Origin of the sequence: Grimontia celer, from assembly GCF_900055185.1 — a bacterium.
GTDB lineage: Bacteria > Pseudomonadota > Gammaproteobacteria > Enterobacterales > Vibrionaceae > Enterovibrio > Enterovibrio celer.
This window is the reverse complement of sequence record NZ_FIZX01000001.1, coordinates 1,892,753-1,915,751: the sequence shown is the minus strand read 5'-3', so window position 1 is coordinate 1,915,751 and position 22,999 is coordinate 1,892,753. Positions and strand designations below refer to the sequence as shown.

Annotated in this window: 20 protein-coding genes; 12 read left to right on the top strand and 8 right to left on the bottom strand. The window is 47.6% G+C overall.

Features of this window, described 5'->3' with window-relative positions; translation table 11 throughout:
• Positions 1–133: 133 nt before the first annotated feature.
• The gene (locus tag GCE9029_RS08380; RefSeq protein ID WP_062662550.1) at positions 134–1,087 is read left to right on the top strand and encodes a porin; all 954 of its coding nucleotides are present in this window, start codon (positions 134–136) and stop codon (positions 1,085–1,087) included.
• 29 nt (positions 1,088–1,116) lie between these two features.
• On the opposite strand, the gene GCE9029_RS08375 is transcribed toward GCE9029_RS08380, so the two are convergent.
• Together GCE9029_RS08375 and GCE9029_RS08370 are read right to left on the bottom strand one after the other, a co-directional pair.
• The gene (locus GCE9029_RS08375; protein ID WP_062662548.1) at positions 1,117–1,953 is read right to left on the bottom strand and encodes an ion transporter; all 837 of its coding nucleotides are present in this window, start codon (positions 1,951–1,953) and stop codon (positions 1,117–1,119) included.
• Between the two features lie 88 nt (positions 1,954–2,041).
• Positions 2,042–2,680 (bottom strand): YchE family NAAT transporter, encoded by a 639-nt coding sequence (locus GCE9029_RS08370; RefSeq protein ID WP_062662546.1) that lies wholly within the window; start codon positions 2,678–2,680, stop codon positions 2,042–2,044.
• Positions 2,681–3,285: 605 nt separating this feature from the next.
• Here GCE9029_RS08370 and adhE point away from each other — a divergent pair.
• Positions 3,286–5,994, top strand: coding sequence for a bifunctional acetaldehyde-CoA/alcohol dehydrogenase (gene adhE, locus GCE9029_RS08365; protein ID WP_062662544.1), 2,709 nt, complete (start codon positions 3,286–3,288; stop codon positions 5,992–5,994).
• Between the two features lie 174 nt (positions 5,995–6,168).
• On the opposite strand, the gene GCE9029_RS08360 is transcribed toward adhE, so the two are convergent.
• Together GCE9029_RS08360 and GCE9029_RS08355 are read right to left on the bottom strand one after the other, a co-directional pair.
• Positions 6,169–6,855: an SDR family NAD(P)-dependent oxidoreductase gene (locus tag GCE9029_RS08360; protein WP_062662542.1), complete on the bottom strand. Its 687-nt coding sequence runs from the start codon at positions 6,853–6,855 to the stop codon at positions 6,169–6,171.
• Between the two features lie 268 nt (positions 6,856–7,123).
• The gene (locus GCE9029_RS08355; RefSeq protein WP_062662540.1) at positions 7,124–7,633 is read right to left on the bottom strand and encodes a VC2046/SO_2500 family protein; all 510 of its coding nucleotides are present in this window, start codon (positions 7,631–7,633) and stop codon (positions 7,124–7,126) included.
• A 506-nt stretch (positions 7,634–8,139) separates the two neighbouring features.
• On the opposite strand from GCE9029_RS08355, the gene GCE9029_RS08350 reads away from it, so the two are divergent.
• The 3 genes from GCE9029_RS08350 (at position 8,140) to GCE9029_RS08340 (ending at position 10,701) form a co-directional block, all read left to right on the top strand.
• Positions 8,140–9,099 (top strand): OmpA family protein, encoded by a 960-nt coding sequence (locus GCE9029_RS08350; protein ID WP_062662537.1) that lies wholly within the window; start codon positions 8,140–8,142, stop codon positions 9,097–9,099.
• 313 nt (positions 9,100–9,412) lie between these two features.
• The gene (locus GCE9029_RS08345) at positions 9,413–10,171 is read left to right on the top strand and encodes a winged helix-turn-helix domain-containing protein (protein WP_062662535.1); all 759 of its coding nucleotides are present in this window, start codon (positions 9,413–9,415) and stop codon (positions 10,169–10,171) included.
• Complete coding sequence (locus GCE9029_RS08340; protein ID WP_062662532.1) at positions 10,159–10,701, top strand: regulatory protein ToxS; 543 nt, start codon at positions 10,159–10,161, stop codon at positions 10,699–10,701. The genes GCE9029_RS08345 and GCE9029_RS08340 overlap by 13 nt, the downstream gene beginning before the upstream one ends.
• A 66-nt stretch (positions 10,702–10,767) precedes the next feature.
• Here GCE9029_RS08340 and GCE9029_RS08335 read toward each other — a convergent pair whose 3' ends face one another.
• Complete coding sequence (locus GCE9029_RS08335) at positions 10,768–12,036, bottom strand: O-acetylhomoserine aminocarboxypropyltransferase/cysteine synthase family protein (protein WP_062662530.1); 1,269 nt, start codon at positions 12,034–12,036, stop codon at positions 10,768–10,770.
• 227 nt (positions 12,037–12,263) lie between these two features.
• Between GCE9029_RS08335 and GCE9029_RS08330 the strand changes: the two genes are divergently transcribed.
• Positions 12,264–13,115, top strand: a complete 852-nt coding sequence (locus GCE9029_RS08330; protein WP_062662528.1) for a GGDEF domain-containing protein — start codon at positions 12,264–12,266, stop codon at positions 13,113–13,115.
• Here the strand turns inward: GCE9029_RS08330 and GCE9029_RS08325 are convergent.
• Positions 13,097–13,798 (bottom strand): YoaK family protein, encoded by a 702-nt coding sequence (locus GCE9029_RS08325; protein ID WP_062663179.1) that lies wholly within the window; start codon positions 13,796–13,798, stop codon positions 13,097–13,099. The two genes, GCE9029_RS08330 and GCE9029_RS08325, sit on opposite strands and share 19 nt — an antisense overlap.
• Before the next feature lie 135 nt (positions 13,799–13,933).
• The gene (locus GCE9029_RS08320; protein WP_062662527.1) at positions 13,934–14,218 is read right to left on the bottom strand and encodes a 2Fe-2S iron-sulfur cluster-binding protein; all 285 of its coding nucleotides are present in this window, start codon (positions 14,216–14,218) and stop codon (positions 13,934–13,936) included.
• Positions 14,219–14,385: 167 nt separating this feature from the next.
• Between GCE9029_RS08320 and GCE9029_RS08315 the strand changes: the two genes are divergently transcribed.
• From GCE9029_RS08315 to GCE9029_RS08305, 3 genes are all read left to right on the top strand, one after another.
• Positions 14,386–15,876, top strand: a complete 1,491-nt coding sequence (locus GCE9029_RS08315) for an FAD-binding domain-containing protein (RefSeq protein ID WP_062662525.1) — start codon at positions 14,386–14,388, stop codon at positions 15,874–15,876.
• Between the two features lie 90 nt (positions 15,877–15,966).
• On the top strand, positions 15,967–17,073 hold the full coding sequence (locus GCE9029_RS08310; protein ID WP_062662523.1) for a GGDEF domain-containing protein: 1,107 nt from the start codon (positions 15,967–15,969) through the stop codon (positions 17,071–17,073).
• A 111-nt stretch (positions 17,074–17,184) separates the two neighbouring features.
• Positions 17,185–18,246, top strand: a complete 1,062-nt coding sequence (locus GCE9029_RS08305; RefSeq protein WP_062662521.1) for a sensor domain-containing diguanylate cyclase — start codon at positions 17,185–17,187, stop codon at positions 18,244–18,246.
• Between the two features lie 13 nt (positions 18,247–18,259).
• On the opposite strand, the gene GCE9029_RS08300 is transcribed toward GCE9029_RS08305, so the two are convergent.
• Positions 18,260–18,742, bottom strand: coding sequence for an arsenate reductase/protein-tyrosine-phosphatase family protein (locus tag GCE9029_RS08300; RefSeq protein ID WP_062662519.1), 483 nt, complete (start codon positions 18,740–18,742; stop codon positions 18,260–18,262).
• Between the two features lie 366 nt (positions 18,743–19,108).
• Here GCE9029_RS08300 and GCE9029_RS08295 point away from each other — a divergent pair, with 366 nt between their 5' ends.
• From GCE9029_RS08295 to pstA, 3 genes are all read left to right on the top strand, one after another.
• Positions 19,109–20,149 (top strand): PstS family phosphate ABC transporter substrate-binding protein, encoded by a 1,041-nt coding sequence (locus tag GCE9029_RS08295; RefSeq protein ID WP_062662516.1) that lies wholly within the window; start codon positions 19,109–19,111, stop codon positions 20,147–20,149.
• A 106-nt stretch (positions 20,150–20,255) separates the two neighbouring features.
• Entirely contained in the window at positions 20,256–21,638 is a 1,383-nt protein-coding gene (gene pstC, locus GCE9029_RS08290; RefSeq protein WP_062662514.1) for a phosphate ABC transporter permease subunit PstC, read from the top strand.
• Positions 21,631–22,932: a phosphate ABC transporter permease PstA gene (gene pstA / locus GCE9029_RS08285; protein WP_062662513.1), complete on the top strand. Its 1,302-nt coding sequence runs from the start codon at positions 21,631–21,633 to the stop codon at positions 22,930–22,932. Before pstC ends, pstA begins: the two co-directional genes overlap by 8 nt.
• The last annotated feature ends 67 nt before the right edge of the window (positions 22,933–22,999 follow it).

Genomic DNA, 22,999 nt, shown 5'->3' with positions numbered 1-22,999 from the left:
ATTTCGGGAATATGTGAATTTTCCAATTAACCTGAACCTGAGTTGAACGGATTCAATATAATTATTTCGCAAGTTTTATTCTGGCGTTAACCTCGGTCCCAGTTCTTACAACATGGACCTTAAAGGTAATAAAATGAAAAAACTTGCATTGGCATCAGCTATTTTAGCTACCTTCGCTTCTAGCCTTTCACACGCAGCAACTGTCTATCAGGATGAAGATTCGACACTTGAAATCGGTGGACGTGCAGAAGCCCGATTCAATATCTCTGACAAGAACGAAACGGCAGAGAACAGCTCTTTTAACGATATCAGCCGCGCGCGTATCAACGTGGCAGGTGAAACCAAAGTCAATGACGATGTGTCTGTGTTTGGCTTCTACGAAGGCGAACTGACAACAGAAGATTCCAGCATCAGTAACCGTTATATGTTTGCAGGATTCGATACTACCTGGGGTGCATTCTCATACGGTAAGCAAGACTCAGCGCAGGTGATGCTGACAGATACCACAGATATTCTCTACACCTTTGGTGGCGACGCGGCTGACCTGATTGAAGGTAACCAGGACAAGCGTGACAACAACTTTGTTTACACCAATACGTTTGCAGATGCATTTACCCTGTCTTTGAACCACGTTCAAAGTGATGAGAAAGACAACTACAGCACGGGTGCCGCATTTGCTTATGAAATGCCTTTTGGTCTGCAGTTAGGCTTAGGTTATGTTGATGGCAAACAAGATGACCGAGACGCTAACCAGTTGAATGTGACAGCTGCTTACACTCTGAATGATTTCTATCTGGGTGCACTTTATGCAACAGGTGAAGTCGATAATGACGACATGGAAGCGTGGGAAGTAGCGGCGTCTTACACCATGAACAGTGTTATTTTCCAATATGCGTTTAACTACAAAGATATTGATAATACTAGCCGACTGACAGACGCTGATGAATTTAATTATCACGCTGTTGAAGTTGCATATAAGGCGACGAAAAACTTTACCACTTATGCCGGTTATAAATTCGATAACCAGAAAGTTGATGGAAAATCCCAGGATGATGAAATTCAAATGGGGCTTCGCTACGATTTCTAAAAAATAAAAAGGGAGCTTAGGCTCCCTTTTTATTTTCCACTTTTATCGGCTCTTGTCGCGGCTAAATCGCTGCCACAATATTTACAAAATGTGGCGTCATTTTCGTGACCGGGTTTCGAACAGTTGGGGCAAAGCGTTGTTTGTCTTTGCTTAGTCATATGTTGCCCCATCTGGGCGGTGATAATGCCTGTGGGAACCGCAATGATGGAGTAACCCATCAGCATGGTTATCGAGGCCAATGCTTTGCCAATGTCCGTTTGCGGCACCAAATCGCCGTATCCGACTGTCGTCATGGTCACGATGGCCCAGTAAATGCTGTAAGGAATGCTGGTAAAACCGTGCTCGGGGCCTTCAATAACAAACATCAATGATCCAAAGATGGTCACCAACACCATCACAGCATAAAAGAAGATAAAGATTTTCCTGCCCGAGGATTTAAGTGATTCCAACAGGACGTTTGATTCTTCAAGGTACCGCATGAGTTTAAGGACGCGGAAGATACGTAACACCCTGAGAAGGCGTACCGCCATCAGATAGTTGGTGCCCGGGAAAAGCATGGCGATATAGGTGGGTAGAATGGCAAGTAAATCGACGATGCCGTAAAAGCTTTTTGCATAGGCCTTGGGGGCGGGGGAACAGTATAGACGCAGTGCATACTCCACAGTAAAGAACAGTGTGAATCCCCATTCGATAGTGAAGAACCAATCCCCATACTTGGCTTGCATGTCCCCGACAGACTCGAGCATCAATACCGCAATAGACGCGAGGATGATAACGATCAGTATGATATCAAAGGTTTTCCCAGCACGTGTTTCAGTGCCGAAAATGGTGGTGTAAAGGGTCTCCTGAACAGCATTCCTGCTCATGCCAAGTACTCTAGAAAGTATTTAGATATGAAAAGTTTAGCAGGAGAAACCCGCTCGGGAGATGAGCGGGCTATAAAACAAGGAATGTTTAGCTTAGACCAGGGAACAAGGCGCGAAGACCATTGGCAATAAATTCAATACCGAGGGCTGCCAGAATCAAACCCATAATACGGGTGATCACGTTGATACCGGTCTGACCCAAGAACTTCACAATGGTAGGTGCGAGTCGGAGTAAGCCCCAGATGCCGGCTGCAAAAATACAAATACTGGTGATAAGACCAAAAGTATCGACAGAGCCAGGATAACGACTGGCATAAACAATGGTAGAACTGATCGCACCAGGGCCAGCCAGAAGTGGCATCGCTAGTGGCACAACACCAATCTGTTCGCGGCTAACAGACTCTGATTGTTCCTGTTTATTCTGTTTATCTTCACCCAGCTTACCGCTCATCATGGTGAAAGCGATGCTAACCAGCAGTAGGCCACCCGCAACACGGAAAGAGTCCAGTGAGATGCTGAAGAAATCCAGCAGTAACTGGCCCGCCAATAATGAGACAACCAGAATAGCAGCCACGGCTAGACTTGCCGTATATGCAGTCTTGTTCCGTTCAACTGGATCCTGATGGGCAGTTAAAGAAACAAAGATAGGCATGATGCCCAACGGGTTCACGGCTGCAAACAAACCAATGAAAAACTGAAAAAATATTACAAGTTCGATGCTATTCATTCCCAAACACTCGAATCTGAGAAACGGAAGGATTAGATGTGGATCGCAAAAGTGCCAATCTTGGGAGCTAGTATAACGTCGAAAGATGAAATGCCAATCCACAGTGGCAGCGTCAGCGAGAAAAATTTTTCCCTGGTTCGAAGGTCAGGTATTTCGGGCGCTATGAGCAATAAGTGTACTAAATATAACTGGTATATAAGTGCTGGAAACTTCTCTGTACGGTAGGTTGTCAACCTATGCATGTGATAGCGATCACATCTGAAAATCTAACTGGGACAACATACGAAAAAGAAGTTATACAGGTGTATGAGACACAAAACGCATGTGTTACATTCGCGTAGTTTTTTTGTGGTTTTAGGCTTTCAAAACGTCGATTATAGCGTGATTTGATTGATTATTGACCGGTTGATGAAAATCTTTGTGAAAGTTTACTACACATGATCCCGATCAATTTTCTGCTTTTATGAAAATCTATAATCAGTTTTGAAAGTTATTTACTAAATGCTTGCCAAGGCTCACTGAGGAAGTGTGACGCTTAGGCCTCTAAACAAACGAGCATGTAGTTACTAAATAATTTTCAAACTTTAGGTATGTAGGAGACAACTATGCCTGTAACTAACGTAGCCGAACTCAACGCAATGGTTGAGCGTGTAAAGAAAGCGCAGAAAGAGTTTGCAACTTACTCTCAAGAGCAAGTAGACAAAATCTTCCGTGCAGCGTCTTTGGCTGCTAACAACGCCCGTATTCCTCTAGCTCAACAAGCTGTTGCGGAATCTGGCATGGGTATTGTCGAAGACAAAGTCATCAAAAACCACTTCGCTTCTGAATTCATCTACAACAAATACAAAGATGAAAAAACCTGCGGCATCTTGGAAGAGAACGACGAGTTCGGTACTTTCACTATCGCTGAGCCAGTAGGTATCATCTGTGGTATCGTTCCAACTACCAACCCGACATCTACCGCGATCTTCAAATCTCTGATTTCTCTGAAGACCCGTAACGGTATTATCTTCTCGCCACACCCACGTGCGAAAAACTCTACTAATGATGCAGCTAAACTGGTTCTGGACGCAGCAGTAGCAGCGGGCGCACCAAAAGACATCATCGGTTGGATTGACCAGCCTTCAGTAGAACTGTCTAACGCGCTGATGAAGCACGACGACATCAACCTGATCCTTGCTACTGGCGGGCCAGGCATGGTTAAAGCGGCTTACTCTTCTGGTAAACCAGCTATCGGCGTAGGTGCAGGTAACGTTCCTGTTGTTATCGACGAAACGGCTGACATCAAGCGTGCAGTTGCTTCTATCCTGATGTCTAAGACTTTCGATAACGGTGTAGTGTGTGCTTCTGAGCAGGCAGCGATTGTTGTTGACTCTGTATATGACGAAGTGAAAGAGCGTTTTGCTTCTCACAAAGGTTATGTACTGAGCAAAGATGAAGCAGACAAAGTACGTAAAGTACTGCTGATTGACGGCGCTCTGAACGCAAACATCGTTGGTCAGCCAGCTGCAGCGATTGCTGAAATGGCAGGCGTAACCGTTCCAGCTGATACCAAAGTACTGGTAGGTGAAGGTCTGGACAAAGTGTCTGTTGATGACGCATTTGCTCACGAGAAACTGTCTCCAACACTGGGTCTGTTCCGTGCAACGGATTTTGAAGATGCAGTAGCGCAAGCAGTGACTATGGTTGAAATCGGCGGTATCGGTCACACCTCTGGCCTGTACACCAACCAAGACGTCAACCAAGAGCGCATCAAGTACTTCGGCGACAAGCTGAAAACCGCACGTATTCTTGTGAACATCCCAACCACTCACGGTGGTATCGGTGACCTGTACAACTTCAACGTTGCACCATCACTGACTCTGGGTTGTGGTTCTTGGGGCGGTAACTCAATCTCTGAGAACGTTGGTCCTAAGCACCTTATCAACAAGAAAACTGTAGCGAAGCGAGCTGAAAACATGCTGTGGCACAAACTACCGAAATCTATCTACTTCCGTCGTGGCAGCCTGCCAATCGCACTGGGTGATCTGGAAGGTAAGAAACGCGCAATGGTTGTCACTGACCGCTTCCTGTTCAACAACGGTTACTCAGACGAAGTTGTTGCCCTGCTGAAAGCACAAGGCATGGAAGTACAGACGTTCTTCGAAGTAGAAGCAGACCCAACGCTGACTGTAGTAGAAAAAGGTGCTGCAGCAATGCAAAGCTTCCAGCCAGACGTGATTATCGCACTGGGCGGTGGTTCACCAATGGATGCTGCGAAAATCATGTGGGTAATGTACGAGCACCCAGAAACGCATTTCGAAGAACTGGCAATGCGCTTTATGGACATCCGTAAGCGTATCTACAAGTTCCCTAAAATGGGTAAGAAAGCGGAGCTGGTATGTATCACTACCACTTCAGGTACAGGTTCAGAAGTAACGCCATTCGCGGTTGTAACTGACGACAAGACCGGTGCGAAATACCCACTGGCTGACTACGAACTGACGCCTCAAATGGCTATCGTAGATGCGAACCTGGTGATGAACATGCCTAAGTCGCTGACTGCATTCGGTGGCTACGACGCAGTAACTCACGCACTGGAAGCTTACGTATCTGTTCTGGCGAACGAATACTCTGACGGTCAGGCTCTGCAAGCGCTTAAGATGCTGAAAGAATACCTGCCTTCTAGCTACGCGAATGGTGCAAACGACCCAATCGCTCGTGAGAAAGTACACAACGCAGCAACTATCGCTGGTATCGCGTTTGCGAACGCCTTCCTGGGTGTATGTCACTCAATGGCGCACAAAATCGGTGCTGAGTTCCACCTGCCACACGGCCTGGCGAACGCACTGCTGATTTCTAACGTTGTTCGTTACAACGCAAACGACAACCCAACTAAGCAAACTGCGTTCTCTCAGTACGACCGTCCACAAGCACGTCGTCGTTACGCAGAAGTGGCTGACCACCTGGGTCTGACTCAAGCGGGCGACCGCACTGCTCAGAAGATCCAACGTCTTCTGGCATGGTTGGACGAGCTGAAAGGCAACCTGGATATCCCAATGTCTATTCAGGAAGCGGGTGTGAAGGAAGCTGACTTCCTGGCGAAGATTGACGAGCTGGCAGTTGAAGCGTTCGATGACCAGTGTACTGGTGCGAACCCACGCTACCCTCTGATCACTGAGCTGAAAGAAGTTCTGCTGGCATCATACTACGGTAAAGCGTTCGTAGAAGGTGAGACTTTCGAAGGCACTACGGTTATCAAGAAAAGTGAAGACCGTAACGCTGCAGCGGCTAAACCAGCTGCGAAAGCAAAGAAAGAAGCTGCTAAAGCATAATTTCTGAATCAGAAATAAAGAGAAAGCCCGCGTAAGCGGGCTTTTTTATTGGCAGTGGCAAATACCCTTTTGAGGTGACAACTCCCTGACGATGGGACCTATCCAATCGCCTGGTATGCGGTCAACTCAAATTAACAGGGCATAGAAGCGGCTACGGCAAATTTCACCAGCCGTTTAACTTGCTGCTTCTAAGATACGGCCGGTGAAACTGTCGTTTTCGACGATGTAAGCGGCACCATCAATCATGTCGTAGTTCACTGCAGGGTGATAGTGGACGTTACCTTCATCAGTGTGGCGAAGCCTTGGCAATACGCCGCCTACTCGAATGTTCGCGTGTTCCAGCTCCTGTGCCCAGCTTCGGGTCAGGCCTTTGATCACTGCGTTAGAGCTATCAAAGGCTGGAGCAGTGTTATTAGGGGTAAGTACGCCGGGGATATTCACGATCACGCCCTTGCGTCCTTTGTTCAGCATATTGAATGCTGCGCCTCGTCCGAACAGGTACAGGTTGGAAGCAACGTCTGCGATGGTGTCTTTCACAACATCGTTCGCTGCATCCTGACTGGCGAGGAGATTTGGTAGTGATCCGCCTTGCCAGTAGTTGATAAGTACATCCACAGCTCCCATCTCGCGATTTACCTCTTCAAACAGGTAAGAAATATTCTCTACACTGCGGTTCGCGAGGTAAAAGGAAAAGCAAATTCCTCCGACTTTCAGGCACGACTCGTACGTTGACTGAAGTTGGTGAGAGTCCGTATCCACGAGAGCTACGCGGGCATTTAGCCTGCAAAAATGTTCAGCCATAGCGCGACCTGTTGGAGTCCCAGCAGCTGTAATCACAATGACGGATTTAGCAATATCCATTGTCTAACCTTTCTATTTTATTTCCGACACACTTCATTGTTATACGACGATGACTAACAACTTATACCCAGCTTTTTAAGAGGCGGATAACAATCTTGGACCATGATCTACGAAAGTGGTGTGAATTTGTTCAAAAAAGGTTGTGCAAACTGTGTGCAAAATGATTTTTTTAGTAAGTGATCACAGTTTGATTTTTTTGAGTGGAAGAAGTTGAATTGATATGATGAGTGTGTTATTGAAACGTTCTAATGGTAATTAAATCAAAGAATTACGCCTGAATATGCATTTCATTGAAACGCTTAGCGGTCACCAATTGATTATATAAATTTACCGGATCCAATGCGGCAGTCTTGCCATTTTCGCTATCTAATTGTCTTCGTTGATGTCCTGACAAATTATGATAAACATCTTCACCCAAATTATGTGTTCCAATAGCAGGAAAATGTAGTGCAGAGGGGCTGACGCAATCATTGAGTTTTGCGCTCGCTAAACCCGCTTTGTGAAAGGCATCAGCCTGAGATCCGCAAAGCTCATAGTCTCTTTCTTCAGCAACTAAACGGGTAGGCTCTGGAAGATCAAACGCTTTTCGAAGCTGAGCTTCTGTTATCTTTTCTGGATAGGGAGGATTGAGCGGTGTGGTTTCTGTTGCATCGCCAGAGAGCAGCGCCAGCATTAAAGCAAAATCCGAACGACGACCCTGATACACAGCATGGTTGAGGTTTCCCCCTAGCTGTATATCTGTAATGAGTTGGGCTTTATCGAGCGCGTGAATTTGCATGTTAACCTGACTTTGACTTCTTACCCCCTTTGTATCGGTATTGCGACGTAATACTTTAATAAAAAACGGGAAAAATCTTACCGCTCAACATGCGAACAGTTGTCGTCCGTTTCTTAAGCGATTTGGAAATCGTCTTGGCAGACAAAAGGAATGGACTCTTTATCGAATCTAAACATTTTTCACCTAGCCATCCACGGAAAAACTCTCGCATTTCGGATTTCATCTAGAGAGCCTAGGTTTAGTTATTCTTAATTTTAACCTGATACAAAACAATACCTTGAGTGATTTGCTAAACAGTTTTTATATCTTTTTATGCCCATTTAACCCCCTTAATTAGTTCTCATCACAACGAATTACAACCGTTTATTGGTCTTCTCCTGCTTCCACCAACAAGATGGATTTGTGTTTGCAACGGACGATATCCGCATTAGCCAGCGGGTATTAAAAAGCAGTGACGTCGGCAGGGATTTGCCTTTGAAAACGAATAACCAATAAAGGTAGTAACGATGAAAAAGACATTCATTTCTTCAGCAATTCTCATCAGCATGTTTGGTATTGCGCCTCAGGCGTTTGCTTCTGACACTGATATTCAGCAAGCAACTGGCGAAGGTTTTTACATCGGTGCGGGCACCGGTATGGGTCTGATTGAAGAATCAGAAATGCCAGCAGGTTCAGAGCATGATGCACATGCACTCAAACTGGAAGGGGGTTATGACTTCGGTAACCATTTCAGTGTGTATGGTGGCTATGGCTACATGAATGATTTTGGTGTGAATGAAGGTGCAAATGCTGACCTACACATTGCGGAAATGGGTGTAAAAGGTGACTTAGACGTGACTGAGAACCTGTCGATGTTCGGTAAAGTAGGTGGTGCTTACATCTTTGCTGACAACACTGACGGTGACGTATTCAAAAAAGAAAACGCGGTTGTCGCAGCAGGTGTTGGCCTTGAATATCAATTGACCCACGCCGTCAGCACTCAGGTCGGTTACGACATTTATGCCGATGTTGAAAAAGCTAATGGCGGTAAGACTGACCTTCATCAGGTTTACTGGGGTATGAGCTACAAATTCGGTCAACCAGCAACGCCAATGGTAGTGACTGAAGAGGTGGTAAAAACCGTAGAGGTGGTTGAAGAGATTCCTTCACGCGTTCACTACGTACTTCCTTTCAAGGTAGGCAGCGCAGATATTAACGAATATGGTGCGTTTAACCTGAATGAAGTCGCGCATTCGATGCTGGCAAACCCTGATCTGCAGGCTGAACTGATTGGCCGCACAGATACCAGTGGCTCTGATGCAACGAACCAACGTGTTTCCGCTGCCCGCGCTGACGCTGTTGCGAAATATCTGGTCAGCAAAGGCGTAGAAGCTGAGCGCATCACGGTTATCTCAGTCGCAGACCAGTCGCCAATCTCCCAATCAGATGCATTGCTGGAGCGCTCGGTAGAGATCACCTTGCTGTAAACATCATAGGAATCGAATAATACCAATCACAGTAGGTAGGTGGTCAGACATAGCGTAGGAAAAATGCTCGAGAACAAGGCGAAAAATTTCGATAAGTAGTTATTCTACAATCAAATTTTTCAACGCAGTTATCGAGCATTTTAACAAGCTAGGATGAGCAAATATTTACTACGATTGGTATATAGGCATGTCTGGAGCGACATGCCTTTTTCGTATTATCCAACCATTCTGTTTTTGTATCGAAATTGGACAGCCTTAGGTTTGTCCCATCAGCTAATTTTGTTGCCATATCATTGAGTGAACTGGTAAGCGTGTGAGTAACAAATCTAACCCAGAGCAGGTGTCTGCCTACTACCGCATTGGGGATATCTTCCTCTTAGACACCCGGCTCCATACCCTGACCAATGAAGACACGAGTGAGATGACTGAGTTATCGCTCAATGAATCACTGTTGCTTCAACTGTTGATCAAAGAGAAAGGGGAGATAGTGTCGCGCCAGCAAATTCTGGCGGATGTTTGGGAACCACGCGGACTGGTGGTGGATGAAAGCAGCGTGAACCAAAGCATTTCACTTTTACGCAAAGCGTTTAATGACAACGCGAAAGATCAGATGGTAATTAAAACCATTCCCAAGATGGGCTATCTGTTGGTCTTGGAAGCGAACCCTTGTGAAGTGATGTCGCCTTCTGAATCAGTGGCAGAGAACAGTCACCAAGCGTCGATGGGCTGGGGCCCTTATCTGGCAGTGGTTTTACTCGCCTTTGTTGCCGCTTGGTTTGCAGTCGAGAAACCGCAAGCTTCGAATATGGAGGCCATTGAATCTGCCTCTATTCCCATTCCCATTTATAAACTGGCGGGCAACCAGATAAACCCCAAGTTGGTACCAGTAATAGAAAGGTGCGTAAATGTGATTGTGGAACAGGAAAACAAACCTGTCTCCAAAGCACTGGTTGCTGCCAATCATGCCGATTCTATCTCCCTGCTTATTTTCCATGAACAATCGCTGGGTCATGCCTTTCGCATTGGTCTGAACTCTTCATTGTTGTTGGAGGAAAACCAATGCCAACTGTGAAGAAGTGTCTGTCCTATCTCATCGTGTTTGTGATTTCCTTTTTTGTATTCTCTGCGGTGATTGAATCTGTATTCGGTGCCAAGCGGGCACTGACTAAAGACAAATGGGCGTTTGAATCTCATTACTTCCTTAATAATGATGGCGAGCGGGTGGTACTTGAGGGTGTGGAAGGCAATATCGACGCAAACTGGTCGGGCAGTGTGGTGTTTAACAGTGACAACACATACTCAGCAAGCTTCCAATTTGCCTATACGGCAGTAAAAAGCGGAAATAGCGAAACTTACTATTTACTTAACAACGGTGAGTGGCTGATCGATGGTGACAGGCTGTTATTGAAAACGACCTTTATGGATGAGTGGGAGCCAGTAGAGACCAGTTCTTTCGAGGCTTATGGCTTAGAAATTGTGAAAAACGTAATCCATCAGACCTTCAACCAAAGCCAGGATATGCATTGGTTGGACGATAATACCGTCATGCTGAACAGCATTAACAATGCCCCTTTGTTGCTTAGTCGTCGCGTGAAACCCTGACCGTTTAGTGCTAAGCCAATGAAAAAGCCCGCCTTGCACAAGACGGGCTTTTAGCGGGCATAGGACTTAGGCGTTCAGTGCCTGTTCCAAGTCTGCAATGATGTCATCGATATGTTCGATACCGACGGAAAGACGGATCATTTCCGGCGAAACGCCAGCTTGCGCTTGCTCTTCCACGCTCAACTGGCGGTGAGTGGTTGAAGCAGGGTGACAAGCCAGAGACTTGGCATCACCAATGTTCACCAAACGTTTGAACAGACCCAGCGCATCGTAAAAGCGAACACCTGCGTCGTAACCGTCTTTCAGACCGAACGAGAGGATTGCCGAAGGTTTGCCATCCATGTATTTCTGCGCCAGTTCATGGTGCTCAGATTCTGGCAGGCCGGCATAGCTGACCCAGCTCACTTTCTCGTGGCCCTTCAGGTATTCGGCAACTTTCAGTGCATTCTCTACGTGACGCTCCATGCGAAGCGGCAGGGTTTCCAAACCTTGCATCAACATAAAGGCATTCATAGGCGATAGCGCGGCACCGGTGTTGCGCAGCGGTACGGTACGTGCGCGGCCAATAAAGGCAGCTTCACCAAACGCCTCGGTATAAACCACACCGTGATAAGAAGGCTCTGGCTGGTTAAACACAGGGAAACGTTCTTTGTGTTGCGCCCAAGGGAACTTACCGGAATCAACAATCACGCCGCCCAGTGTGGTGCCGTGACCACCAATATATTTGGTCAGAGAATGCACCACGATATCTGCACCATGTTCGATTGGCTTACAGAGTACTGGTGTAGCTACTGTGTTATCCACGATAACCGGTACACCTTTCGCATGAGCCAATTCTGCCACTCGGCCAAGATCGACAATGTTACCCGCAGGGTTACCGATACTTTCACAGTACACTGCTTTGGTGTTGTCATCGATAAGTTCAGCCAGTGATTCCGGGCTGTCGTCTTTAGCGAATTTCACTTCAATACCTTGTTTCGGCAGCATATGCGCGAAAAGGGTGTAAGTGCCACCGTAGAGTTGCGGCGTTGAAACAATATTGTCGCCAGCTTCCGCCAGTGTGAGGATAGCGTAGTTAATCGCCGCACTACCTGCACTCACAACCAGTGATGCCAAACCACCTTCCAACGCGGCCATGCGTTGTTCCAGCACATCATTGGTTGGGTTCATAATGCGGGTGTAAATATTCCCTGGGACTTCAAGATTGAACAGATCCGCGCCGTGTTGCGCGCTATCAAATTCATAGGCGACGGTTTGGTAAATCGGTGTTGCTACCGACTTTGTTGTTGGGTCCGTCTGATAGCCAGCGTGGATCGAGAGAGTTTCGTCTTTCATACTTCGTCCTTGTGCGTGATTTAACCGAAAAGATTCACTATGGCACAAAGCCAGCTCGGTTTACTTGTACGTGTTCAAGATTTTCTCGATTTTTAGCTGACACAGCTGTCAATAGGGGTTTCTGGCAGTTTCGAGTCACATCTCGAATAAATGAATTCGAATGAGGGTTTGCATCGAATTTCTTTTAAAGTGACCTGAATCGATCGAAAAGTAACCAGGAGGGCGGTTTGAATCGAATTTCAATACGTTGGCTGTACCATTTGGTTATCTGGACGATCCTCGTCACGATGATGGTGTGTGTTGACGCCATCACCATCAAAGAAGATGCCGGGATTTATGAGGAAATTATCGGGTTAGGGATAGGTTTATCTGTGGCATTCGAGTGCTTTCGCTATGAAAGTATGCGAATGGCAACTTGGCTCTGGATAGGCTGGCTCGTCTACGGCTTGGGTAATCTCTTCGATGTGCTTGATGAGTTGGTAAGCAGCGAGAAATTCAAAATACTTTATCTCGATACCAGTCTGACCATCATGGGGATGGTGCTTATCTCGTATGGCTTTTTGAAGCAAACCGTAGCCGGTGAAAAAATGATAGCGCGTTTAAGTGGCGAAGTAGCGGCGAACAAATCGTTGCGTGCCAAGCTATATAAAGATGCCCGGCTAGATGAACTCACCCAGTTGGGTAACCGCCGTGCCTGCTTTGAGCGCTTCTCCAAACTTGGTTTGATTACCCATCATCTTTACTATTTTGACCTCGATAAATTCAAGCAGTGTAACGATACCCATGGGCACAGAGTTGGGGATAAAGTGCTGGAGATTTTTGGCCGAAACCTGTCCTCGACGTTTGGTTCTCAGGCTGCCTTTCGGGTGGGTGGGGACGAGTTTGTCGCTTTGAGCAAAAAAGAACATGATTTGGGGGAGCTTGCTGCTTCACTTTGTGCTGGTATTGCAGACTACGGCGTGGATGTCAGCATCGGCAGTGTTGAAGTGAAAGACGATGCCAATATCGATGAGCTGCTAAACCGTGCAGACGGTGAAATGTATAAAGCCAAATTTCGCCGTCAATCTCGCGCCTGCTGATTGGGTGCGATAGATTTAAGGTGGATTCTCGCTCGTCTCATATGAATGCGATAGATGAAGGCCAACATCACGCAGACCAGGGCGGGAAGTATAAAGGCTTTTTCTTGCAGTATGGGAAACATAATAGCACTCAGAGTGCCGCCAAAGATAAACCCAACCGCAATCACGATAAACAAAACCAGTTTGCGTTGATTGAGAGGCTGTCCTCTCAGCCATGCCCCAAACATCAATCCTAAATCAGTGATGATCCCCGTGATGTGTGTGGTACGCACAATTGCACCACTGTAACTGGTGACCAAGCCGTTCTGGATGCCGCAAGCTGCAGCGGCGAAGTACAAACCATACACCGTATTCTGGCTCATTGGGTAAATCGCACCCAGCAGCAATGCTGCTTCCACAAGAAGAAGAAAATCATAGCGACGCCCCAGCGATAAGGTGCCGTCTTTCAGGATCAAGCCAGAGAGCAGGGCGCCACCGAAAAATCCCGCAAGAATGCAAAGCAAATGTACGAGTTTCACCGGATGGCTGTTGATAATATCCGTACCAATCAATGTTGCCGTTCCCGAAAGATGCGAGATGGCCTGATGCTCAAATCCGAGCAAACCAATTCCATTAACAAAGCCGGCAGTCAGCGCAAGAATGAATGCGCCGTACTCAACCCATTTGGGCAGTTTGGATATCACGCGAAAACCTTTATTGAAGTGGATGTGTAATGCGGGCAACAGCCCCTAGGGAAAGGGAGGATTTTACCTCATTAGAGCAGCGTGCATGCGGCTTAGATCAAACACACATGCACATTTTCTTTTGGGAGGAGAGTTTTAGTTCAGGGGGGTGATAGTGACGTCGCCAAAAATCTTGCACTGACAGGCAAGGCGGCGCTTATCGCCATCCATATCCAAATCATGTAACAGATCCTGCTCTTCCTCTGTTCTGGGACCAAGATTACTCATGCCGGATTCGACATCAATCAGACAGGTTCCGCAAGCGGCAGAACGACAGCCAAACGGCACTTCACTTTTTCCAGTATCCTCCAAATCAATCAGCGAACTGCCGCTGGAAAGCTCAACGCTGTTTCCGGTTTGTCCGAACGTCACTCTAGGCATCATAAGTCTCCCTGAAAGCCGTGATTTCATATTTGGATATAGGTGCTTTTAAAAGCGTAGATTCAACGCTTTGATAATTCGAATTTATCGGTGCTTCTCGATAGCAGAGAAGATCGAACGTGTGATGAATTGCGTAAATAGTCAAAACACTTAACCACGACCAATTCATGCCTTCATCACCAACCCAAAACCGAGATGCGATCAGCTTAGTTTGGCTTAAGCGCGATTTACGCCTGACCGACCACGCACCGCTGCAGGCAGCCATAGCTTCGGGTTTACCCGTTCTGCTGCTTTATGTCTTCGAGCCAATGCTGCTTGAGGATGAACATTACTCAGAACGCCATTGGCGCTTCGTTTGGCAATCGCTGGAAGACATGAATCGACAGCTTTTGCCGTTCGGAGGAAAAGTGTTGGTGGCGCAAGGTAATTGTATTGAAACGCTGGAAAGCATTTCTACGCAGTTTGCCGTGAAAGCTATGTATTCCCATGAAGAAACCGGCTTGATGAAAACCTTTGAACGCGACAGGGAGGTCAAACGCTGGTGTGAAGAGAGAGCAATTGATTGGCAGGAATTTCAAACAGGGGCGGTTAAACGAGGGGCAATAAGCCGCGATGGATGGGACAAAGCGTGGGACAAAACCATGCGAGCTCCCGTTGTGACGCCACAGCTAAGCAACGCAACGTTCATCGATGAGGAAAACGTTAATCTATCGAGTTTGTGTCCGCCTGAATCGTGGCAACAAAAACAAAGAGGGATGCAGACAGGTGGGGCGACGCTGGCGTGGCAAACTCTCAATAGTTTTTACGAGAGTCGTGGCAAAGACTACGCCTACAAAATCTCTAAACCCGCCGAAAGCCGCAACCATTGCTCGCGGCTCTCTCCTTATCTGGCGTGGGGGAATATCAGTGTTAGGGAGGTTTATCAGACTCTGTTGCAGCACTGGAATGATCAGGGCTGGCGGCGGTCGCTTAGTGCCTTGTCATCCCGATTCCACTGGCATTGCCACTTCATCCAAAAATTCGAAAGTGAATGCGACATGGAGTTTCGCCATGTAAATCGCGGCTACGAAGCTTTCCCTTACAGAAAGGATGAAGATGTTTTCAGGGATCTGGAGTATTGGAAGCAAGGAATGACAGGCTACCCGCTGGTGGATGCCTGCATGCGCTGCCTTCACGCAACGGGTTATATCAACTTTCGGATGCGCTCTATGTTGGTGAGTTTCCTTTGTCATCACCTCAATATTGACTGGCGATTGGGGGTGAAGCACTTGGCGAGTCTCTTTCTGGATTTCGAACCTGGCATTCACTACGCACAATTCCAAATGCAGGCCAGCGTGACGGGTACAAACACTATCCGCATATACAACCCCACCAAACAAGCTGAAGAACATGATCCTGAGGCAGTATTCATCCACCGTTGGCTTCCCGAACTAAGAAACGTGCCAGCACCATTAGTTTTTGAACCCTGGCTTCTAACGCCTATGGAACAAAAAATGTATGACGTGAGTATTGGAGATAATGGCGACTATCCAAATCCTTGCTTGACGCTAGAAACTGCAGCCAAAGAAGCCCGCGACAGGCTGTGGGGCTGGAAAAAATGTCCGGAAGTGAAAAAGGAAAGTAAACGAATCCTTGCGGTGCATGTGAGGCCGGAGTGACTTTTGTTGTTGATACAGTCGTCAAAGAAATGAGCGTATATCGTTTGCTGTGCTATTTGTTTTTATAAGGCAATTGAACAAGGTACCGCCATGTCATCTCATTCCTCCGATTCCGAAATGTCAGTCGTTCAAACCAGTATTGTCAGTCGTGTCCAACATTTAACCCGCCGAAAAGACCTGAACTTTTCTGAATGGGTGAGGGAGTTACTTCAAATTGCGGCATGGCAGTTTGACGCTGACAGCGCTTGCCTTTCCCGCATCGACAATCTCGAGTTGGAAGTGGTGGAGTGTTATTCAAACGGCAGCGTGTTATCGAAAAAATCTGGAGATGTGGTTGCTTTGGGTAGCACGTTTTGTAGCGTCACTGCTGGCATGGAAGGGCCGCTGATGGCACCGGACACACGAAAGCACGAAAAGCTCTCCGGACATCCTGGCGTTAACCGATTGCCCACTGCATATTGGGGGGTGGCGATTTATTTCGGCGGAACAGTGTGGGGAACGCTGAGTGTGGTGGCAGAGGCGGATGGCAACCCGCACCCAGATAGTGACAGCGTTATTACGCTATTGGCAGGTATTCTGGAGTTGAAGTTAGAAAATGAGGAATACCGTGAAGAACTCAATGGCGCGCGTGAATCTTATCGTCAGCTCAGTGAACGTCTCGAAAACCTCCAGCAAGTGGATGTGCTGACAGAACTACCAAGCCGCCGTGCGCTGTTCGACTATTTGTACCGTGAGCTGAACCAGTTAATCCGCCGCGATGGCGAAGGCGCGATTGCGCTGGTGGATATCGATTTCTTCCGCATGCTCAATGAAAAGCATGGTCATGAAGAGGGTGATCGTATCCTGAAAGGGGTAGCAACTGCACTTAGGCAAGCCGTGCGTAACTATGATTACGTCGCGCGCTACAGCGGCGAGCAGTTCTTAGTTTGGCTGCCCGACACCTTGCAGTCTGAAGTCGTGAAAGTGTGCGAGCGTATGTCGGAGAGCGTCGCCCTCTGTGCGGTAGACAACAAACCCGTGACCATCAGTATTGGTTATTGCGCGTTCAGGAGTGACAGTGAGAAGCAAATTCCGTATGCACGTGCAGTCGACAAACTGATAAACCTCGCACACAACGCTCTGACTGATGCTAAGGCTAAGGGCCGAAACTGTGCCATGTCAGCGTCGAGGCGGCCGGTAACCATTACATCGTTGTAATTTGCGCTTCATAACTACCTTCAGCAAATTTTTATAATTCAGGTGGTTAACACATAACCTACGGTATATGCTTTAAGTTGAGTATTTACGTAGAGAATGTGTATTTTGGGAATGTCTGAAAGCGAAATGGTGATCCGCCGGATCTACCAGATCACCAATGATTACGAGAAAGGATTAGACCATCAAATCCATGAGCTCATTAAAATGGGTCTGGAGAGGTTCAATCTGGATATTGGCATTCTGTCATTAATTGACGGGAACACCTATCTTGTTCGTAATGTCGTTTGTCCTGAGAGTGTTCCGCTGAAGGCGGGAGACTCATTTTCCTACGACCTGTCTTATTGCTGGGTAACACTTGATGCTGATGGCCCAGTCGCCATCGAAAATGTCGGCGAAACCCAACTTCTGGGAAATCATCCTGCTTATCACGAGTTCGGCTTAGAGTCCTATATCGGCATTCCTATCAGAGTGAACAACAAGGTACAGGGAACGCTGAACTTTACCAGCCCTGAACCGTATCCCCGTAAATTCCGCGAAATTGACGTCGACTCACTTTATTTAATGGCGAGTTGGTTGGAAGTAGAGTTTGCGCGCAAACTTCAACAAGAAGAACTGGAGAACCTCAATGCAAAATTGGAAGCGTTAGTTCGCTTAGACCCACTGACCGGGCTACCGAACCGACGCCACCTTTTTGAACACATCGATTCGCGAATCAACAAACTTAGCCGTAAAGCGTCAAAAGGTGCAATGGTGTTATTGGACCTCGACCACTTCAAACAGATTAACGATACCTTTGGCCATCAGTTTGGTGACAAGGTATTGGAAGGGGTCGGCAATGCCCTCAAAACCGTACTCAGAAACTATGACTTAGTTGGTCGATATGGTGGTGAAGAGTTTTTGCTTTGGTTGGAAGATGTTGATGTCGAGCAAGTAGAGCGTGTGTGTAAACGCATCCAATTAAGTCTTAACGCCATTGAGGCAGGTAACACACCCGTTACGGCCAGCATGGGGATTTGCTACTTCGCGTTTGATGGAAAAGAACGGGTTGATCCGGAGCGTGTGATTGCCAACTTAGTTTCCCGCGCTGACCGCATGCTTTATCAAGCAAAAAGTAGCGGCCGAAACCGCTTTGAATCTATCGACAGCGATACTCTCCTTCAAGAGCCCGCCTAAAGAAACGAACAAATCAACGATACAGATAGACAGACAGAAAATAGTTTATCTGGTCGTTGATGTACTTTATCGCTTTCTGACGATCGCTCGATTCCCCACCCTCAGTAATATCCCACGGAATAAACTTTTCATACTTCGGCAGAGGTTTGCCTGATTGAACCGACGCGGGGTTTAACGCAATCAAATAATCCACATTGTTGCAGTTGTAGGCTTCGATAGGACGGAAATGCTTATCGGAACAAGCGATGTTGTATTGCCTTAAAGCCTGACAGGCAGTGGCGACATCACAAGTGTTACTTGTATAAGCACTGAAGCTGTCAAAGTGACTGTCCGCCTTATGGGCCAGAATCGCCTCTGCTACAAGGGAGTAGCCCTCTTTACCGTCACAAAGAAACAGGACGGATGGTTTGTGTTTCAAGCGAACATCATGATCAGAAAGCGTCGATGAATCGAAGCTTTCGGCGGCATGCAAGCCGACTGAGGCTGATTGAGCCATTTCTTTACTCTCTTTTAATTATTAGCCACTGCGTTGTTTTGGGTAATTCTATTTTGTGCGCCAGCCAGCAAGCGAAAAGCCGCAAATAATGCGATGTCGATACAGCAAGAAAAGACAGGTGCGGAGGGGTAAGGCGCGCACGTGGGTCAATAAGCTAGGGTGGGAATATGTCAGTGGGATGAATGATTGGTTTTGATGATGTGTCAGTTATGTGACATTTCCGGCTGTAATCAAATGTTCACATTTCATTAAGGTTAGTGTCACAAGCGATCTCTAATTTTGTCTTCAGTTTTTGAACCGAAATCGAAAAACAGTCAGTTACAACCTGACAGTTCAACTTAGAAAACTATCGACTTGGAGGTTGATGTGAAACTTAAGGCTCTGATTGCGGCATCGACAGTATGCCTGTCAGCATTCGCTGCTAACAACGCTGCTGCAGCGACTCGTGACTACATTAGCATTGTTGGTTCTTCAACAGTGTACCCGTTTGCTACCGTTGTTGCTGAGCGCTTCGGCCGCACTTCAGAATTCTCAGTACCGAAAATCGAATCTACCGGTTCGGGCGGCGGTCTGAAGCTGTTCTGTGCAGGTGTGGGTGAAAACACGCCAGACATCACTAACGCATCACGCAAAATCAAAAGCTCTGAAATCGAGCTGTGTGCGAAGAACGGCGTTAAAGATATCACTGAAATCAAAGTAGGTTACGACGGCATTGCTTTCGCTAACTCTAAAAAGTCTGAGCAGTTCGATATCACTCTGAAAGACCTTTTCACTGCACTGGCTAAAGTTGTTCCTGACGCGAACGGCAACCTCATCGAAAACCCGAACAAAACCTGGAAAGACGTAAACCCTTCTCTTCCAGCAACCAAAATTGAAGTTCTGGGCCCACCACCAACGTCTGGTACCCGCGATGCATTCGTAGAGCTGGCAATGGAAGGTGGCTGTAAGCAGTACCCAGAACTGAAAGCCATGAAAAAGCAAGACAAGAAAAAGTACAAAGCAGTTTGTCACGGTATTCGTGAAGACGGCGCGTTCATCGAAGCGGGCGAGAACGATAACCTGATCGTACAAAAACTGGACGCGAACCCTAACGCTTTCGGTATCTTCGGTTATAGCTTCCTCGAGCAAAACTCTGACAAAGTTCAGGGTGCGAAAATCGGCGGTGTAGTGCCAACGTTTGACGCAATCGGCGACGGTTCTTACCCAGTATCTCGCTCACTGTACTTCTACGTGAAAAACGCACACGCAGAAGTGATTCCAGGCCTGAAAGCTTACGTTACTGCTTTCACTTCTGAAGATGCGATTGGCGACGAAGGTTACCTGACTGACCGTGGTCTGATTCCTCTGTCAGCTCGCGATTGGAAACTGGTTCGTAACGACGCGGTTGAGCTGAAGCCAAACCTGTAAGTTACCAACCCGAGGTGGTGCACTTTTTAAGGTGCGCCACCTTTTGCTGTATTTACCCAAATCGATTTGAAACACGGTTTGAGTAAAAAGGATTTAAGGAATAGGGATGCAGACGTCCACATTGATGGTGATTGTAGCGCTGTTTGCGATAAGCGCTTTTGTACTCGCCAAAAAACGTTCCCGGGAAGTGGCTACCATTGAAGGTGGCTTGAACAAGCTCCACTCCCGACCAGCTTACTATGGTTCCTTTGCTGCGATTTTAGCAGCGGTGCCAGCGGTGATTCTTCTTCTGATCTGGCAGGCCATTGAACCCAGCATGGTTCATTCTCTCGTTATGGCTCAGCTTCCATCCGCAACGATTCAGGCGCACGAAAGCATGACGTTGCTTTACAGCCAAATCGTGCACATTGCGAATGGCGTTTTGAAGACAGAAGATCCTGCCTTGCTAGCGGCATCAGAGCATTATCAACACCTGCAAAGTATCGGACTGACGCTTAGATGGGTCGCGGTACTAACTATCTCAATGGTGGGTCTGGCAGCTGGCTGGCGAATGGTTCGCCCAAAACTTAAGGCGCGCCACTATGTGGAAAAATGCCTGCAAATATTCCTGATGTTCTGTTCAACACTGGCGATACTGACCACTGCAGGTATTGTTCTTTCGGTGTTGTTCGAAGCGATTCGCTTCTTCCAGATTATCCCTATCACGGACTTCTTATTCGGGACAGAATGGTCACCGCAGATTGCCCTGCGTGCTGACCAGCAAGGTGCAAGTGGTGCATTCGGTGCAATTCCACTGTTTACCGGAACCTTGATGATTTCCTTTATCGCCATGTGTATTGCAGCGCCTATCGGTTTGATGAGTGCGATATACCTGGCGGAATACGCCTCACCACGCGTGCGCAATATCGTTAAACCTATTCTGGAAATCCTCGCTGGTATTCCAACCGTGGTTTACGGCTTCTTCGCTGCGCTGACCGCTGCTCCTTTTATCCGTGATGTCGCTCAGGCCATTGGTCTTAGCAATACGTCATCTGAAAGTGCATTGGCAGCAGGTGCAGTGATGGGCGTGATGATCATTCCTTTTGTTTCATCACTGTCTGATGACGTGATTACCGCAGTGCCGCAGTCCCTGCGCGATGGTTCTTTGGGCTTGGGGGCTACGCGTTCAGAAACGATCCGCAAAGTCGTGTTGCCTGCAGCATTGCCGGGCATCGTTGGCGGCTTGTTGCTTGCCGTTTCCCGTGCGATTGGTGAAACCATGATCGTGGTGATGGCAGCAGGTTTGTCGGCAAATCTCACCGCTAACCCGCTGGATTCTGTCACCACCGTCACCGTGCAAATCGTGACCTTGCTGGTGGGTGACCAAGAGTTTGACAGCCCTAAGACGCTGGCAGCATTCGCACTTGGCCTGACATTGTTCGTAGTGACTCTGGCACTCAACTTTGTTGCACTTCGAATCGTGAAGAAATATCGAGAGCAGTATGACTGATAAATTACTAAAAATGGCAGAGACCAAACGCGAGCGGGTTAAAGCGGGCGTGGCCCGTCGCCGCGCCAAAGAGAAGCGCTTCCGCTTCTACGGTATTGCTTCGATTTCGATGGCGTTTGCGTTCCTGATTGTCTTGATGACCACCATCTTTTCCGAGGGTTACACGGCGTTTTTCACTACGGAAATTGAGCTTCAGGTAGATCTTTCTCCGGAAGCGCTCGGCATTGATGGCGATGAAACCGATCCTAAAGTGCTGATGGGTGCGAGCTTCCGTAAAGTGCTTCGTCAGTCGCTTCGTGATGAGATTTCTGTTGACGGCCGTAAACAGCGCCGTGCGCTATACAGCTTTATCTCAAACGGTGCGGAATACGACCTGCGTGACAAGGTAATGGCAGATCCATCGCTGATTGGGCAGACCATCACTTACTGGGCGCAAGCAGGCGATAATTTTAACCAGTACAACAAAGGAAACATCAAGGCGAGCACACCGGAAGATGGCCGTCAGTTCAAAAACCTTCAAATCGAATGGTATGACGAACTGAAAAAAGAAGACCGCGTTCGCACCGTGTTTAACACCAAGTTCTTCACCAATGGTGACAGCCGTGACCCTGAGCTGGCGGGCATTTGGGGCGCAACGGTAGGTTCCTTCTACACCTTGCTGGTCACTCTGGCGCTGAGCTTCCCAATTGGTGTGGCCGCAGCCATTTACCTGGAAGAGTTTGCGCCACGTAACCGCGCGACTGAACTGATTGAAATCAACATCAACAACCTCGCTGCTGTGCCATCTATCGTGTTCGGTCTGCTGGGTTTGGCGGTGTTCCTGAATGTGGCTGACTTGCCGCGCTCGGCGCCGGTGGTGGGTGGCTTGGTACTGACTCTGATGACGCTACCAACCATCATTATTTCAAGCCGCGCAGCAATCAAAGCAGTCCCACCTTCGGTGCGCGATGCTGCATTGGGTGTGGGCGCTTCAAAAATGCAGATGGTGCTTCACCACGTTCTGCCACTGGCAATGCCAGGCATGCTGACCGGTACCATTATCGGTATGGCGCAGGCGTTGGGTGAAACTGCACCGCTTCTGATGATCGGTATGGTGGCGTTTATTGTTGACGTTCCTTCTGGTCCGCTGGATGCAGCCACCGCGCTGCCAGTACAAATTTATCTCTGGGCTGAAAACCCGGAAAAAGGTTTTGTTGAGAACACCTCAGGCGCAATCATGGTATTGCTGGCGTTCTTGGCACTGATGAATGCATGTGCCGTTATCATGCGTAAGCGCCTTGAGCGCAGATGGTAGGAGTATGGATATGACAACCGTAATTACTCACACAGGTGAAATGAATCAAGTACATCAAGAAATGGCG